This window comes from Gilliamella sp. B2772, assembly GCF_026536985.1.
GTDB classification, from domain to species: Bacteria; Pseudomonadota; Gammaproteobacteria; order Enterobacterales; family Orbaceae; genus Gilliamella; species Gilliamella apicola_E.
This window is the reverse complement of sequence record NZ_JAFNNB010000006.1, coordinates 38,390-54,254: the sequence shown is the minus strand read 5'-3', so window position 1 is coordinate 54,254 and position 15,865 is coordinate 38,390. Positions and strand designations below refer to the sequence as shown.

The window sequence follows — 15,865 nt, the reverse complement described above, 5'->3', positions numbered from 1 at the left end:
TTAATTGTTGTATTGCTATATGGGAATTAAAAAAAGAATTTCAAGAGGAGAGGTTATGATAAACCGTTGATTGGTGATTTTTTAATTGATTAAAAAAAAGCCCTGATAATGTATCAGGGCTATTGATGATAATTTAATTATCGAGTTTCTGGTAAAAAGCCACAAACTAAAATAAGAACAACGGCAACCGGAATAATTACGCGAGTTAAAATCGTCCAAACGCCAAACCAGAAGCTATTTAAGTTAAGCTCTTTACGAATGACTTTTTGGTTCATCATCCAAGCACCAAAGATAACAGTACCTAATCCTGTCACAGGTAACATAATCTTACTTGTGAGGTAATCAAGCAGATCGAAAATATTTTTATCAAATAGTTTCAGGTCTGCCCATTCATTGAATGATAAAATACAAGCGATACCCAATGCCCAAATTAATACACTACTAACCACTGTTGCGGTTTTACGACCCATGTGCGTTTTTTCTTCTAATAACTCTACCGTAGGCTCAAGTAATGATATTGATGAGGTTAACGCAGCAAAAGTTAGGAAGATAAAGAATAAACAACCTAAAATTGAACCTGCTGCCATATTACCAAAAGCGATAGGTAACGTTACAAAGATCAGACCAGGACCAGAACCCGCTTCTAAACCATTAGCAAATACTAATGGGAAGATCGCCATACCTGACAACATCGCAACGATAACATCTAAGATAACAACGGTGCGAGCAGTAGAGATTAAGTTCACATCTTTACCAAGATATGAACCGTAAGCCATCATAATCCCCATTCCTAATGATAAGCTGAAGAATGCATGACCTAAAGCCGCTAAAATGGCAGTACCATTTAATGCCGACCAGTTTGGTGTGAATAAAAAGTCAAACGCTTGACCAAATGATGATCCACTAACGATGGCTGCATAAGCAACTAAGACCAATAATAAAATGCCAAGGCCAGGCATCATTACCTTACAAGCACGCTCTAAACCAGCGCCAACGCCCATTGCAACAATAATGGTATTGGCTGCCATAAACACCGTATGCCAAATCAACAAGCTAGAGGTATTACCAAGAAAACCTTTGAAGATTTGCGCCGTTACGGCACCATTCGCACCATTAAATGTACCATTGATAGCTAAAAAGATATAATCGGTAGCCCAACCGCCAATTACACTATAAAACGAGAGAATTAAAAATGAGCCAAGTACGCCGATAATCCCAACCCAGCGCCACAATTTTGAGCGACCTTCTGAAACAGCAACATCTTCCATGGTATGGATTGGATTTTTTTGCCCGCGACGGCCAATTAACCACTCTAAAACTAGAATAGGCAGACCAATAACAAACATAAATAGCAAATAGGTAAGTACGAATGCTGAACCACCCATTTCTCCAGCCATGTATGGAAATTTCCAAATGTTACCTAAACCCACAGCAGAACCCGCAGCTGCAAGCATGAATCCCATGCGAGAGCTCCACTGTGAATGACTTTTCTTCATAGTACCTGTACTCATGAATATATTTTCCCTTGAGTTTTTGATTAAATATTTAATTTCTAGCATCAGCCGAGGCTGAACTATTTTTTTATTAGATAAATAAAGTGCTAAATCATGCCATGAATTAAGCCTATAGACAAGAAAACATTACGATTTATAGTTATAGCCAATGAAAAAATTTAGCCTATATCGCTAAGTAAAACGGAATTTTTGAGTGGTTGAGTATAGAAATTATGAGTAATAAAAAAAGTTGAGGAGCGGGGTTTTTAAAACGGTTTGATATTGCTAATCATCAACTCATCGCATATATTACATCAATTCCCCTTTTTGATAAGAATACCCATGACACAAAACATCGATTTAAACGAGATAGATAAGTTTGCAAAGTTAGCTGCACAATGGTGGGATCCAAATGGCCAATGCAAACCATTGCATATCATTAATCCATTGCGAGTTGATTACATTAAATCAAACGATTTGAATCAAAAAAATGTATTAGATGTTGGTTGTGGTGGGGGAATATTGTCTGAAAGTTTAGCCAAGTTAGGTGCAAATGTAACCGCTATCGATTTGGCTGATGAATCATTAGCGGTAGCAAAATTACATGCCGAGCAAAATGGTCTTTCTATCAACTACCAAAAACAAACCGTTGAAGAGCACGCCACACAGTATCCATCACACTATGATGTGATAACTTGTATGGAGATGTTAGAGCATGTGCCTGACCCATTTTCTATTATCAATGCCTGTGCAAAACTGCTCAAACCGAACGGAAAACTCTACTTATCGACCATCAATCGTAACCATAAAGCAAAACTTATGTTGATTTATGGCGCTGAATATATAGCGCGCTTAGTGCCAAAAGGGACTCATGATTTTAATCGTTTTATCCGTCCTTCTGAATTAATGAATTGGGTTGAACAAGCGCAGTTAACGGTTAAAGATATTATTGGAATGGAATATCACTTACTCAGCAATCAATTCCGTTTAGGTCGTAATGTTGATGTAAATTATATTTTGATGGCTCAAAAAGACGAGCTCAATTAAAAGTGGGTGATTGATTATCGCCTAAAAATAAATATCAAATTCTACTAGTCTTTTATATCGAATGTGAGTAGAATACATCGGCAATATTTTATCAACAATCCAACTCAATGGTGAATATTGTCATGTCTCGTATAGTTAAAGAAGCCCTCACGTTCGATGATGTTTTATTAGTTCCAGCCCATTCAACTGTTTTACCTAATACTGCTGATATTACAACTCAACTGACGCAAACCATCAAATTAAACATTCCAATGCTATCTGCTGCCATGGATACGGTAACCGAAGCCGAACTGGCTATTGCCCTTGCTCAAGAAGGTGGCATTGGTTTTATCCATAAAAATATGCCAATTGAAGTTCAAGCTGAGCATGTAAAGCGTGTTAAAAAACATGAAAGCGGAATTGTTCAAGATCCAGTAACAGTACTACCAACAGCAACTATTCAACAAGTAATCGATCTTGCTAAAGAATATGGCTTTGCAGGGTTTCCGGTTGTGACAGAATCACAAGAGTTAGTCGGTATTATCACTGCTCGAGATGTTCGATTTGCAACTGACTTATCACTATCTGTAACTGCGGTAATGACACCTAAAGAGCGCTTAGTCACCGTTAAAGAGGGCGAATCTCGAGAAAGTGTACTGCAAAAAATGCATGAACATCGTGTTGAAAAGGTTTTAGTGGTTGATGATAGATTCCACTTAAAAGGCATGATAACCGTTAAAGATTACAATAAAGCAGAACAAAAACCTAATGCATGTAAAGACGAAAAAGGTCGCTTACGTGTTGGCGCAGCAGTGGGTGCGGGTGCGGGTAATGAAGAGCGTATTGCTGCTTTGGTTGAAGCCGGCGTTGATGTTTTACTTATCGACTCATCACATGGCCATTCAGAAGGGGTACTTGAACGCATTCGCCAAGCAAGACAAGCCTATCCAAATTTACAAATTATAGGTGGCAACGTTGCTACGGGTGAAGGCGCAAAAGCGCTAATTGATGCAGGCGTGAGTGCGGTAAAAGTGGGTATTGGACCGGGTTCTATTTGTACCACGCGTATCGTCACTGGGGTAGGGGTACCGCAAATTAGTGCCATTGTGGACGCTGTTGAAGTGGCTAAACAACACAATATTCCAGTTATTGCTGATGGTGGCATTCGTTTTTCAGGTGATATTGCTAAAGCTATTGCCGCTGGCGCATCTTGCGTTATGGTTGGTTCAATGTTTGCCGGAACTGAAGAAGCACCTGGCGAAATCGAACTATTCCAAGGTCGTGCTTATAAATCTTATCGCGGTATGGGTTCACTCGGTGCGATGGCAAAAGGATCATCGGATCGCTACTTCCAATCAGATAATGCTGCCGATAAGCTAGTGCCAGAAGGTATTGAAGGACGAATTGCTTACAAAGGTTTATTAAAAGAGATCATCCACCAACAAATGGGTGGCTTACGCTCATGTATGGGGCTAACTGGTTGTGGAACTATCGATGAGTTACGCACAAAATCGAAGTTCTACCGCATTACTGGCGCAGGTATGAAAGAGAGTCATGTTCATGACGTCCTAATCACTAAAGAGCCACCTAATTATCGAGTGGGTTAATCAATAAATATCAATAAAAAAGGATTCAGTGTAATCCTTTTTTTATGAGTAAAATTTGCTTTCTAAAAAAGTTGAGGAGCGGGGTTTTTGGGGGGTAAAATTACGCTTTTACAGCTCAGCATACATCGCTTAACACGTCGATTTTTTTTTAGGTGTTTCATAAAAATTTGAATAGCGATTTTTTTGGTGAGTCTAAATTCAAAAAAAATTCAAATTTTTATGGTTATAAAATGATGAATTTTTAAAGGTATGTAAAGTCGATCTTTTTAATTAAGACAATAGTTAGCCGATCATTGTTCGGATCTTTTCGTGATCTCCTTTACGAATGTTAGCAATTAAGTCTATTGAGGGCTATTGCATCGTATTTTTGCCGTAACTATAATCTCCAAGTGTTATAGATTTGCAGTTAGAATCTAAAGTGTTAACTATATAAAAATCATAAAGTTACTTGACAGGATTGTCGTTATGCATTACAATTTGCACCATTGTTCGACTTTAAATTCATCAAAGTTAAGATCTCAACTTTCATTTTTCCGAGAACTTCATTTTTTGATCTGTTCAAGCAAAATTCTACGAATTTTGGCGCGATCTTTTCATCGATCCAAATTATTTCGGCTGATCTTTGTCGTACTATTACTTCCTTCTTTTAGCCATGCATTAACCGTTAATACCTCGAATTCTATTCACGGAAATGAGCCATATTTAACTTACGATGGCGGTCGTACTCGTGCGGTTAATAATGACGGTTTGCTCGGGATTACACTATCTGATGGTACACATTATACGCCTTCTACCAATTCTTCATCTATAACTCCAATCTCCTTGCCTGTTGAGGGACAGAGTTTTGCTGATATAAGTATGTTCGTCCCAACTAATACTAATTCAGTCGATTTAAATTCTCTTATTGGTCCTCCTAATAATTATTGGGGAGATGATGATGGAGATGGTGATGTTTCTGCGACGGGTAGTTTAAGTTTATCTATCGTGGATAACAGTAATCAAGCTGTATCACGTAATACCGTGCTCGATATTTGTAAAGCACCTTATCAAGTAAAATTAACTAGTACTAATGGCGAATTAACTACGCGTTACGGTCTTCCTTCTAATAGTACTTTCAATGAAAGTAGTGTCACTTATACTGTTAATCCTAAGGCTGTTCCGGTGGTTTGTTTTGCTAGACCAAACTTAAAAAATGGTAAGTATGGCGATTTTGGTATTTCTCATGACTTCGCTGGTCCGTCTTGGATGTGGGATCCTGATAATGGCTTTATTCCTCAATCAACTGACTCATCACGTTATAGTTCAAACTTTCCTACTACTGCTGCTAACAAAATGTACTTTGATTTAATCATTGGTGGTGTTAATCAGGCTTTGTCTTGGTCTCCTGTTACGATTGAAGGTATCACTGCGACTATGAGCAATTCTACAGCTACAAGTGTACGCGTTACCTTCACTGGTCCTATCCCAATCGAGACAGGCATGAGTCCTACTCCTAAACCTATTGCCCAACCTAATTTACCTCAGACTTTTGAGTTAATTGGTCGTGATAGCAATGGTAACCCTGTTGTTAAATATGGATTTGTATTAAAGCAATGGTTCGTCAACAGTGGACCCGCGGCAAATTCTTATTCTCGTGCAACACTTTGGTGTAATGGTCTGGGTTATCAAGTGGCTGAGATAAAGGATTTAACCAATGCATCTTGTCGTGGTAAGGAGTCAGGTAATTGGTGTAGAGGTTTAGTCGGTGCTACTCCTTCTTCACCTAATAATTTTTATCAGCGTTATATTGGTGGAGGTTTTGTTTCTGAATGGGGGATGATGAGCGGTTACCCCGACGTCAAATTTTACGGCGATACGTACTGGACAAGTACCCCAAACAATGATGGTAAGACTTATGTCTTGGATATGAGGCATGGTTCAGCGCTTAGGGACAGTTACAGCTCGAATGCGGTTTGTGTTAATCGTTAGAACTTATTATTAAGGTAGATCAATAGCAAAAGTAAATCAATTCGCTGATGAATCGTTAATTTGATGGCTCTGAAATGATATTTTTATACATTTTTAGCTAAATGGCTAAAATAGTATAAGTATAAAAAAGTTGGTAACATATTGATTTATTGTGTTTATTGGTGGTGTGTGTTATAGTTTTAAAGAGTTAAACTTTCGATGTTTATTTTTTACAAAAGTATAATTTTAAATATTTTCCATAGTGGATCGCGAATTTTGGTGCAATCCTTATTTCGAACCTTTAATTTATTATTCAGGCAAATTTTTTTAACTATTTTGCTTTCTATCCCCTTTTGCAGTTATGCATTAACAGTTAAAACTTCAAATATTATCCAAGGTAATGCTCCGTATTTAACGTTTGATGGTGGTCATACACGAGCTATAAGTACTGATAGTTTACTAGGAATAACTTTATCTGATGGAACTCAATATACGCCATCAACCAAACCTTCATCCATTACACCGATTGAGTTGCCGGCTGTAGGTCAAAGTTTTGCTGATATTGGAATGTTTGTTCCAACTGATAGTAATTCAGTCGAACTCAGTACGCTTATTGGTTCTCCTTATAATTATGGAGAGGATGATGATGGTGATGGTGATTTCTCTGTTACTGGTAGTTTGAGTTTATCTATTTGGGATAAAAACTATAAGTATGTATCGCGTAATGCAATGGTAGATATTTGTAAGGCGCCTTATTACATTCGTTTATCTACGACAGGTGGTAAATTAGCTACACAATATGGTATTCCAAACAGTATTAAATTTGGTGCCGGTGATGTCATTTATATGATAAATCCTAAGAACGCTGTGCCGAAGCTTTGTTATGCTAGGCCTAATTTAGCACCCGGTGATATGGATGAGAACTATTCTCATGACTTCCGTGGTCCAGCTACGATGTGGAGTCCTTCTGATGGCTTTCTTCCTCAATCATTTTATGATTTAAATTTTCCTACAGCTGGTGGTCATGGATTGTACTTTGATTTAGATATTGGTGGTGGTGGTGAAGATTTATCATGGGAACAAGTCTCTCAAGGTGGCATCACTGCGACTATGACAAAGTCACCGGTGACATCAGGTGTTCGTGTTAAATTAACAGGTCCTTTTACAACTGAGTCCCAGTGGAATTTAGACAATCCGGGTCGTATTGCAACGCCTATTTTACCACAAACATTCGAGTTAGTTGGTCGTGATAGTAATGGTAACGCTGTTGTTAAGTATGGATTTGTGTTAAAGCAGTGGTTTGTCAGTCGTGGTACTGATAGTTACACTTATCCTTCGACACTATCTTGGTGTAACAGTTTAGGTTATCGTGTGCCTAAAGTAAAAGATTTAACTAATGCATCTTGTCAGGGAAGCAATTCGCGCACAGAGTGTGATGGTTCAGTTGGTGCGACTCCTTTTTCACCTGATAACTTCCACCAACGTCACATTGGTGCTGGCTTTTTTTCGGAATGGAGCGACTTGTCTCGCTACTCAGGAGCCAATTTTGACTACGGCGAGTTTTGGACTAGTGACGCTAATGGTAGCAATCGATTTACCGTGAACTCAATATTAGGCTCTGTATATGGATCTGAGTATTCTGGCGACCCCAACAATCGGGGAATTTGTGTTTGGCCTTAGTTTTTATTTTTTGTTCTTAATCCATAGGCTTTAGGCATATGAACGATAGCGTTAAAAGAGTAGCGGAATCGAAGGGGCAACGTCGTTGAGTGATAAAAGCGATTTTCTGGCTTAGCAACGTTTGAATTACCCGCTTAGGCGGGTTTATTTTTGCGGTTTTTTATCGCAAAAAAAAGTTGAGGAACGGGGTTTTGGGAGCTAATAAATAATTATTTTAGCTTTATTACCCCGTTTATCCGTTACCTTATCTGCTTTTTATTTTATTGCTTTTGCCACTATTTGTTGTGCTTCTTGCTGTAAGGTGGCAAGGTGTTCGTTGCTGATAAAGCTTTCGGCATAGATTTTATATGCGTCTTCCGTTCCCGATGGGCGAGCTGCAAACCAGCCGTTTTGGGTGATCACTTTTAATCCACCAATTGGCGCATTATTTGCTGGCGCGGTAGTGAGGCATTGGGTTATTTCTTCACCGGCTAGTTTGTCTGTGGTTAATTGGCTTGCATCAAGTTTGGCCAGTTTTTGTTTTTCAGCAAATGTAGCCGAAGCTTGAATGCGTCCATAGTATGAGATACCAAATTTGTCTTCAAGCTCTTGATATTGTTCTTGCGGATTTTTGCCAATTTTGGCCGTCATTTCTGCAGCAAGTAGACATAAGATGATGCCGTCTTTATCAGTTGTCCAGACTTTGCCGTTGGTTCTTAGGAATGATCCGCCTGCGCTTTCTTCACCAGCAAATCCGAGTTTGCCGTGATAGAGTCCATCAGCATACCATTTAAAACCAACCGGATATTCAAGGTATTTTTTGTTTAAGCTGTTAGCTACGCGGTCGATCATTGAGCTAGTTACAAGTGTTTTACCGATTGCGATATCTTTGTGCCATTGTGGGCGGTTTTGGAATAGGTAGTTTACACAGGTTGATAAGTAGGCATTTGGGTTCATTAGTCCTTTTGGGGTGACGATACCGTGGCGGTCAGCATCGGTGTCGTTGCCAAAGGCTAGATCGAATTTGTCTTTTAGATTTAGTAATCCTGCCATTGCCCAACGGCTTGAGCAATCCATGCGGATAATTTCATCATGGTCAAGATGCATAAAGCTAAATGTTGGGTCGATTTTGTTGTTAACGATTTCTAGGTTTAGGCCATATTTTTCAGCAATGCGTGGCCAATAGGTAATACAGGCGCCACCAAGCGGGTCAACCCCAATTTTGAGTGATGATGATTTGATAAGCGATAGATCGACGATGTTTTGCAGGTCATTAACATAATCGGTTTCATATTCTTTAGTATGCAGGTAGTCAGATTTTATCGCTTTTTCGATCGTGACGCGTTTGACACCATTTAGGTTGGCTTTGAGTAGTTCGTTAGCGCGATTTTCGATCTGTTTGGTGATGTCAGTATCAGCAGGCCCGCCGTTAGTTGGGTTGTATTTGATTCCGCCATCTTCAGGTGGGTTGTGTGATGGCGTGATAACGATGCCGTCAGCTAATTGTGATTGTTTATTGTAAGTTAAGATGGCGTGCGATATTACTGGCGTTGGTGTGTAACCCCAGTTTTGAGCGATAACTACGGTTTGTTCGTTAGCAATAAAGACTTCTAAAACGGATTTTAGCGCAAGTTCGGATAAGGCGTGGGAATCTTGGCCAATAAAGCAAGGACCAGTGATGTTGTTAGCTTTGCGGTATTCCGCCACCGCTTGTGCAATGGCTAGAATATGAGCTTCGTTAAAGGTGCCTTTGTTTGAGCTACCACGGTGACCCGATGTACCAAAGATGACCAGTTGGCTGATATTGTCTGTATCTGGTTTGATTTGGTAGTAATTGTTTTTTAATGATTCGACATTTATTAGGTCTGTCGGTTGCGCTAACAATCCCGCACGACTTGGCTTATCCATTTTTTACTCCTCTTTCACAATTCGTTTTATTCACTTTTGTGTTCATTGCGTGAATTTTTATTTACTTGATGGTGAGAATGCATGAGTCACTTGGTTTATCATGCTTTCTGATATTCCCATGTCACTCATAATCGATTCAATAATGAGTATTTTACGAGCAGTATTGGTGTTGCTAATGACCCAGTATGGGGTGCCAATGATTTCTCGTGGTTTGGTATTTTTACCTGAGGTTTCAAGTGCTTTTTTGTCTTTAGCTAGGTATTGACGCTTTCTACCATGGAGTGAGGTCGCTGCAATGGAGAATAGTGCTGAGTTGTAGTTGTATAGCGCGTTTAATACCGTTAAAAATCGACTGATGGTAGATCTTTCTTTTGTAAATCTTTCACTTTTAATAAGGTTTTCAATAACTGAATAATTGTTTTCAGTGAGTTCTGATGGGGCAATTTCGATTGCTGACAATTGGTTGAACTTTAATAATCGTCTTAAAATACTTGAAGCATCTTCACCTATATGTTGAGTTTGACCTGCAATAAATTGATAAAGTTCTTCGTCGATTTCGATAGTTTTCATGCTGTTATTTTGCCTATAAAATTATTTTACTGGACATCCATCAGCTGCGATGGCGTCAAGATTTAAATTCGGTTTGTCATCCATACAATCAAGCTTAGATTGATGAGTGACGGTTTCATGTTTCGTCGTTGTATTTTGATTTTCATCATGACAGGCAGTTATCATAACTGATAATATTAAAGGAAAAAATAACCGTTTCATGTACTTATTGTATGGTAGATTAAGTATTGAGCTGAGTATAACCTAAGTTGATTATAAATTGTATTATCAATTGATAAAATTGTGAAAATGATGTTGTCGTTTTTGTAAAAGAATATTATGCTATTGAAGGTATAAAGTTTTATACTCAAAATATGAGGAATAAATTATGAAAAAAATCGTCACATTAACTATACTAGCAGCAATTTTATCTGGGTGCAGTAATAGTGATATTTATTCTGGCGATGTTTATACAACCGATCAAGCTAAACAAGTTCAACAGGTAAGTTATGGTACAGTTGTTGCTGTAAGAGCTGTGAAGATTCAAGCTAACTCTGATGGCAAAAATGGTGGTAATGTTGCGGGTCCTTTAGGCGGCGCAGTCATCGGGGGAGTATTAGGTAATACAATTGGTAATGGTACTGGGCGAATTTTAGCTGCAGCTACCGGTGCTGTAGGTGGTGCAATTTTAGGTGATGCTATCGAAAACAAAGCAAGCCAAGCTGCAGCGGTTGAATTAGAAATCAAACAAGATAAAGGTTCAACGATTGTTATTGTTCAAAAAGGTGATGCTAAGCAGTTTTATCCAGGTCAAAAAGTGAAACTGATCTCTAACGGTAAACGTATTAGTGCAGCACCAAAATATAATTCAAGATATTAAAGGTTCCTTTTCAAATCTTACTGATTTGTTCGCCTTCACTTATTGTATGATTCGTGAAGGCATTTTTTTTCTTCCCTTTCTTCCATTTTTTCCTTTTTTCCCATTTTACCTATTTTTAAATTCTCTTAATTGATTATTTTGTCAGCATAAAAATTTGCTTGGTTTGGTGCAAATAGATAAACTCAAGTTAGATGTTTAATTGTAATAAGGAACAGTACTGCAATGCGTATTTTACATACTATGATCCGCGTCGGCGATCTAAAACGTTCAATTGATTTTTATACTCGTATAATGGGAATGAAGTTGCTTAGAACAAGTGAGAATCCTGAATATCAATACTCTCTTGCTTTTGTTGGTTATAGTGATGAGTCTGAAAGTTCGGTGATTGAGTTGACCTATAATTGGGGGACGGATAAATATGATCATGGTACGGCGTTTGGTCATATTGCTATTGGGGTTGATGATGTGGCTAAGATGTGCGAAGACGTTCGTCAAGCGGGTGGTCGTGTGACTCGTGAGGCGGGGCCGGTTAAAGGTGGTAAGACGATTATTGCTTTTGTTGAAGATCCCGATGGTTATAAACTTGAGTTAATTCAAAATAGCCAAGCGTCTGAAGCGTTAGGTAATTAATACGTTATATCGCCGATTTTTCGGCGATATTTTTTTCAAATCTATTAATATTTTGGTGCAAGCAGGTCATCAATAAGTTGTTGGTGTGTGATGGTTTGTTTTGCTTGCTCAAGACTCGCTGTTGTCATAATGGCATTAAGTGCTGTTAATGATTCATCAAAATCATCATTTATTATGATGTAGTCATATTCGTTATAATGCGATATTTCAGATTGAGCTTTGTGCATTCTTTTGCTGATGATATTCGCGTCGTCTTGGCCTCGTTTAATCAGTCGATTTTCAAGCTCTTTTAGTGATGGCGGTAAAATGAAGATGCTTTTTGATTCAGGCATTTGCTGTCTTACTTGCTGTGCACCTTGCCAATCGATATCAAGAAAGACATTTATTCCTTGCTGTAATGATTGTTCGATTTCAGCTTTGGATGTGCCATAGTAGTGGTCAAAGACGTGAGCATATTCAACAAAGGCATTTTGTTTTATAAGTGATTCAAATTCTTGATTGTCTACAAAATAGTAGTGTTCACCTTGTTTTTCGCCCGGTCTTGGGTTTCTGGTTGTATGAGAGATTGAAACTTTAGCCGGATGGTGATTAGTTTGTTCCAAATAGGCGCGAATCAGGCTTGATTTGCCTGCACCACTTGGTGCTGAAATGATAAATAAAGTGCCTGTATACATAAATAATTTTACCGTAATATAATAAATGGTATTGATAGAGCGTTGTTATACTCTATTATAGCAAAGTTTGATTATAAAATGCGGCTTATTGTTTTTAGTCTAATTAATTGTCTGCAATCTAATCTTTATTATTATAATTATTCAAGATATCAGTTTGTAAGGAATGAAAGATGTCATTAACGTTTGAAGATGGTGTGCGCGCCTGTATTCCCACCTTATTGGGGTATATTGGAATTGGTATCGCTGCGGGTGTAGTGGGAAAAGCCTCTAATTTGTCAGTGTTAGAAATCACCTTGATGGCTGCTATCATTTATGCGGGTGCATCGCAATTTATCATCACGGGTTTAATGATTGTAGCAACTCCGATTTCGGCTGTGATATTTACTGTTTTTTTGGTTAATTCACGCCATTTTTTGATGAGTATGGCTACTGCACCTGCTTTTCGGCGTTTTTCGCTTTTTAATAATATTGGGATTGGTAGCTTATTAACCGATGAGAGTTTTGCGGTTGCGATGAATGCCATTGCTAATAAAACGCCGATCAATCCGCCTTGGATGCATGGGTTGAATGTTACTGCTTATTTGGCGTGGATATTATCCTGTTTAGTTGGTGCATTGATTGGCGAGTGGTTGCCGAATCCTGCTCAGTTTGGTTTAGATTATGCATTAGTTGCGATGTTTATTGGTTTATTATATTTGCAGTTAACTGGTGATAAAACAAAAACCATTAGAAATCTGATTATTGCAATGTTAACCGTAACTGTGGTGCTGGTCTTTTTATTGCGATTTTTATCGTCAGAAATGGCAATATTATTTAGTACTTTTGCTGGCTGCTTTATGGGTATTATTGTGGAGCGTAAAGCATGAGTTTGTATAGTTTGTTGATTATTTTGGGGAGTGGTGTGGTGACTTGGTTACCGCGAGTTATTCCATTTTTATTAGTTAGAAAATTGCAATTGCCTGAAATCGTGATTCGTTTTCTATCTTATGTGCCTATCTGTATTTTAACTGCGCTATTTGTGCAAAATTTGTTTATTGTTAAGCAAGGTGAGTTTCCTTCTTTTAATTTGGAATATTGTTTAGCCGCTGTGCCAACTATTATCGTGGCGGTATTGACACGAAACCTGATGTGGGTGGTGATTACTGGTATGAGTTGTATGGCTTTGATTCGGTATTTTATTCTCTAGCGATAAATAAAAAACAGGGCGATTGCCCTGTTTTTTATGTCAACATTGTTCTTTTTGCTCTAATCGCATGATGTTTCTTTTTAGTCTTTCAGCTTCGGCGGTTTGACCTAATTGAGTTAGGTAGTTGGCCATTGCTTTTTGATTGGCAAGATTGTTAATGATAGATTTTGGTTGTTTTTTCCACCATTTTATTAAAGCTAAAGGATCAATATCCGTAGATAACTGTTTTATACGACCAATATAAGCCGCTTGTTTGAACTGATCGAGTTGCGAATCAGGGTAAGCTTTGGTTTTGTATAAGATCGGTAACAGTTCTATCACCGCTTGATAATCTTGTGATTCATAATATAGCTGGTCTGCTAATTTTAGGAGCTCAATGTTACGCGGTTTTTCGTTTAGCAGTTTTTCGATTGTGATTTTGGCTGAGCTATATTCGTGATTTTTGATTTGTAACCGAATTTGTACAAGCTGAAAAGCAAATAATTCATTTGGTTGACAACTTTTAGCTGCTTGCTCTAAAGATTGATTAGCGGCAATAAGTTGGTCATCATCAATTTGTGCTTGAGCAGCGAGTAAGTAAGATAGTGTCGAACTTTTTGCTCCTTTGGCACTTTTCATAAATAGTTTTGCTGCTTGTCGGTAATCACCTTCTAATAAATAAAATTGCGCTTGTTCAATACGTTTAATTGATTTTTTTGGCGATCGTAATCTAAACCAATTACCCAATTTGGTATTGAAGATTTTAGAGAATAATTTATAGATTAAGTATAGGCAGAGCAAACCAATGATTTGCAAAATCATAAATGAGTTAAATGACATGCTGATACGATATTTGGCAACTTCGAATACCGCAGAACCTTGGTGGCCTTCAAACAATGGCCCAAGGAAAAATCCACCAACTAATACTAGGAATATAATGAGTATTTTGAACATTATTATTCTCCTATTTACCTAATATCGATTTAACGCGGGTTTGCATTAATTTTTCAAGTTCAGTAATGCTGTCGAGTTTATCAGGTATATTTTGGTTACTGATTGGTTGGTTTTGTAAGTTTTCAAGCTCATCTATGAATGCTTTTACACTTGGGGCATTACCATCAAAATACGCATTGACCCAAATTGCGGTATCATTTAGCGCTTGTTGATAAATGAGTTCTTGATGTCTTGGTACTGCTTGAGCAGCAATTAATAGGCGGAAACGGATATTTTCGCGCAGGTAAAGTGATTGTTCTGCACTAAGTGGTGTTTTTAGGATCTGGCATTTAACAATTTGCTTTTCGTCACTTCCAGCTTTGTCTAGGCACTCAGAAAAATGGTTATCTTTTACATCTAATTTTTCAATTTTGATGAATTTATCCATAAATGTTGAAGCATTAGCAAGTAAATTATCTGACCAATCATCTGTTGAATGGGTGACATTATCTGCTGAAGTATTGGCGTTGTTAGCAAGAGTATCGTCATATTGATTCATGCCAAGATCGATATCTTTATAGTTTCCAACTAATGGTAATTCTGTTATTGATTCAGTTAAACCAAGTAATTTTAGGATTATGCCATCAGCGTCAACAAAAGTGACTTGAGATAGTGAGTTAATATCTTTGGTGATGGCTTGTCGAGCAGGGAGTAGGCTTGGATCATTTGTTTTCGCTAAGCTTTCATCTGCACTTTTGAGTAATAAACGGGCGCTGGTGTAGTCTTGATCGCTCCAGATTTTTCTTCCAGCTAAATGCACTAGGTAGTTTGCTTGCGAGATTAGCCAAACGTTGTTATCCAGAGTCGATACAGCTGCTAAACGTTCGTTGAGGCTGTTTAGATTTTGCTCGTTTAATTTATTGGTATCGTTAACTTGTTCAATAAGTTGCTGTTGAGCTTTTTGGTTGTCGCTTAATTGACGGTCAACGCGTTGTGTTAATAATGAAAACTGTTGGTTTTGTTTATTGATGGCATCATCAATATTACTTTGAAGATCTTTAATGATACTTGCTTTGGTATGTTGTTTTAAATTGGCAATTTCAGTTTGTAGCGTTGAGATTTCATGTGTTTGGTTTTGGAGCTGTCTATAACCTTGAAAATAGATCAATCCACCTAAGCAAACTGTTAATCCGATGGCGAGTATTGAGAGTTTTGATACTGGCGCTTTTAGCGTTTTGACTGATGGCTCAGGTTGAGGACTAGAAGGTTTTGGCTCTTTTTTATTTATATTCATCATATTATTCGCTTCTGTCTTTTTTATTTGGCTAAATGAAGTGGTGCTGATGTTTGATAGTGTTGCATTGGCACCATAATATCTAGATGGCATAAATTAC

At 37.9% G+C, this 15,865-nt stretch carries 15 protein-coding genes; 8 read left to right on the top strand and 7 right to left on the bottom strand.

Annotated elements, in window-relative coordinates; all coding sequences use genetic code 11:
* Positions 1 to 137: 137 nt before the first annotated feature.
* Positions 138 to 1,511: a sodium-dependent transporter gene (locus tag J3T98_RS10795; protein WP_218058410.1), complete on the bottom strand. Its 1,374-nt coding sequence runs from the start codon at positions 1,509 to 1,511 to the stop codon at positions 138 to 140.
* A 324-nt stretch (positions 1,512 to 1,835) separates the two neighbouring features.
* Here J3T98_RS10795 and ubiG point away from each other — a divergent pair, with 324 nt between their 5' ends.
* The 4 genes from ubiG (at position 1,836) to J3T98_RS10775 (ending at position 7,753) form a co-directional block, all read left to right on the top strand.
* A complete protein-coding gene (gene ubiG / locus J3T98_RS10790; protein ID WP_267358107.1) occupies positions 1,836 to 2,540 on the top strand; it encodes a bifunctional 2-polyprenyl-6-hydroxyphenol methylase/3-demethylubiquinol 3-O-methyltransferase UbiG in 705 nt (234 codons plus the stop codon).
* A gap of 122 nt (positions 2,541 to 2,662) precedes the next feature.
* Positions 2,663 to 4,126, top strand: a complete 1,464-nt coding sequence (guaB, locus tag J3T98_RS10785) for an IMP dehydrogenase (protein WP_267362842.1) — start codon at positions 2,663 to 2,665, stop codon at positions 4,124 to 4,126.
* 579 nt (positions 4,127 to 4,705) lie between these two features.
* Positions 4,706 to 6,094 (top strand): hypothetical protein, encoded by a 1,389-nt coding sequence (locus tag J3T98_RS10780; protein WP_267362840.1) that lies wholly within the window; start codon positions 4,706 to 4,708, stop codon positions 6,092 to 6,094.
* A gap of 258 nt (positions 6,095 to 6,352) precedes the next feature.
* Positions 6,353 to 7,753, top strand: a complete 1,401-nt coding sequence (locus tag J3T98_RS10775) for a hypothetical protein (RefSeq protein ID WP_267362838.1) — start codon at positions 6,353 to 6,355, stop codon at positions 7,751 to 7,753.
* Positions 7,754 to 8,008: 255 nt separating this feature from the next.
* On the opposite strand, the gene pgm is transcribed toward J3T98_RS10775, so the two are convergent.
* From pgm to J3T98_RS10760, 3 genes are read right to left on the bottom strand one after another with little or no spacing between them, the layout of a single operon-like run.
* Positions 8,009 to 9,640 (bottom strand): phosphoglucomutase (alpha-D-glucose-1,6-bisphosphate-dependent), encoded by a 1,632-nt coding sequence (gene pgm / locus J3T98_RS10770; RefSeq protein WP_267362837.1) that lies wholly within the window; start codon positions 9,638 to 9,640, stop codon positions 8,009 to 8,011.
* A gap of 57 nt (positions 9,641 to 9,697) precedes the next feature.
* Positions 9,698 to 10,210, bottom strand: coding sequence for a hypothetical protein (locus tag J3T98_RS10765; protein WP_065562668.1), 513 nt, complete (start codon positions 10,208 to 10,210; stop codon positions 9,698 to 9,700).
* Positions 10,211 to 10,231: 21 nt separating this feature from the next.
* Positions 10,232 to 10,411, bottom strand: a complete 180-nt coding sequence (locus tag J3T98_RS10760; protein WP_267362835.1) for a hypothetical protein — start codon at positions 10,409 to 10,411, stop codon at positions 10,232 to 10,234.
* 163 nt (positions 10,412 to 10,574) lie between these two features.
* Here J3T98_RS10760 and J3T98_RS10755 point away from each other — a divergent pair, with 163 nt between their 5' ends.
* On the top strand, positions 10,575 to 11,069 hold the full coding sequence (locus tag J3T98_RS10755) for a glycine zipper 2TM domain-containing protein (protein ID WP_065733935.1): 495 nt from the start codon (positions 10,575 to 10,577) through the stop codon (positions 11,067 to 11,069).
* A 222-nt stretch (positions 11,070 to 11,291) separates the two neighbouring features.
* Positions 11,292 to 11,699 (top strand): lactoylglutathione lyase, encoded by a 408-nt coding sequence (gene gloA / locus J3T98_RS10750; RefSeq protein ID WP_255561379.1) that lies wholly within the window; start codon positions 11,292 to 11,294, stop codon positions 11,697 to 11,699.
* A 44-nt stretch (positions 11,700 to 11,743) separates the two neighbouring features.
* Here the strand turns inward: gloA and gmk are convergent, their stop codons facing one another.
* Positions 11,744 to 12,373, bottom strand: a complete 630-nt coding sequence (gene gmk / locus J3T98_RS10745; RefSeq protein WP_267362833.1) for a guanylate kinase — start codon at positions 12,371 to 12,373, stop codon at positions 11,744 to 11,746.
* A gap of 170 nt (positions 12,374 to 12,543) precedes the next feature.
* Between gmk and J3T98_RS10740 the strand changes: the two genes are divergently transcribed.
* On the top strand, positions 12,544 to 13,239 hold the full coding sequence (locus J3T98_RS10740; RefSeq protein WP_267362831.1) for an AzlC family ABC transporter permease: 696 nt from the start codon (positions 12,544 to 12,546) through the stop codon (positions 13,237 to 13,239).
* Complete coding sequence (locus J3T98_RS10735) at positions 13,236 to 13,559, top strand: AzlD domain-containing protein (RefSeq protein ID WP_267337767.1); 324 nt, start codon at positions 13,236 to 13,238, stop codon at positions 13,557 to 13,559. The genes J3T98_RS10740 and J3T98_RS10735 overlap by 4 nt, the downstream gene beginning before the upstream one ends.
* 39 nt (positions 13,560 to 13,598) lie before the next feature.
* On the opposite strand, the gene J3T98_RS10730 is transcribed toward J3T98_RS10735, so the two are convergent.
* Together J3T98_RS10730 and J3T98_RS10725 are read right to left on the bottom strand one after the other, a co-directional pair.
* Complete coding sequence (locus J3T98_RS10730) at positions 13,599 to 14,492, bottom strand: heme biosynthesis HemY N-terminal domain-containing protein (protein ID WP_065562662.1); 894 nt, start codon at positions 14,490 to 14,492, stop codon at positions 13,599 to 13,601.
* A gap of 10 nt (positions 14,493 to 14,502) precedes the next feature.
* Complete coding sequence (locus J3T98_RS10725; protein ID WP_267362829.1) at positions 14,503 to 15,858, bottom strand: uroporphyrinogen-III C-methyltransferase; 1,356 nt, start codon at positions 15,856 to 15,858, stop codon at positions 14,503 to 14,505.
* Positions 15,859 to 15,865: the final 7 nt, after the last annotated feature.

Excerpts from the sequence above, each read along its gene's own strand:
- J3T98_RS10795 (WP_218058410.1), bottom strand. The coding sequence starts at position 1,511 with ATGAGTACAGGTACTATGAAGAAAAGTCATTCACAGTGGAGCTCTCGC.
- ubiG (WP_267358107.1), top strand. The coding sequence starts at position 1,836 with ATGACACAAAACATCGATTTAAACGAGATAGATAAGTTTGCAAAGTTA.
- guaB (WP_267362842.1), top strand. The coding sequence starts at position 2,663 with ATGTCTCGTATAGTTAAAGAAGCCCTCACGTTCGATGATGTTTTATTA.
- pgm (WP_267362837.1), bottom strand. The coding sequence starts at position 9,640 with ATGGATAAGCCAAGTCGTGCGGGATTGTTAGCGCAACCGACAGACCTA.
- J3T98_RS10765 (WP_065562668.1), bottom strand. The coding sequence starts at position 10,210 with ATGAAAACTATCGAAATCGACGAAGAACTTTATCAATTTATTGCAGGT.
- J3T98_RS10760 (WP_267362835.1), bottom strand. The coding sequence starts at position 10,411 with ATGAAACGGTTATTTTTTCCTTTAATATTATCAGTTATGATAACTGCC.
- gloA (WP_255561379.1), top strand. The coding sequence starts at position 11,292 with ATGCGTATTTTACATACTATGATCCGCGTCGGCGATCTAAAACGTTCA.
- gmk (WP_267362833.1), bottom strand. The coding sequence starts at position 12,373 with ATGTATACAGGCACTTTATTTATCATTTCAGCACCAAGTGGTGCAGGC.
- J3T98_RS10740 (WP_267362831.1), top strand. The coding sequence starts at position 12,544 with ATGTCATTAACGTTTGAAGATGGTGTGCGCGCCTGTATTCCCACCTTA.
- J3T98_RS10735 (WP_267337767.1), top strand. The coding sequence starts at position 13,236 with ATGAGTTTGTATAGTTTGTTGATTATTTTGGGGAGTGGTGTGGTGACT.
- J3T98_RS10730 (WP_065562662.1), bottom strand. The coding sequence starts at position 14,492 with ATGTTCAAAATACTCATTATATTCCTAGTATTAGTTGGTGGATTTTTC.
- J3T98_RS10725 (WP_267362829.1), bottom strand. The coding sequence starts at position 15,858 with ATGCCATCTAGATATTATGGTGCCAATGCAACACTATCAAACATCAGC.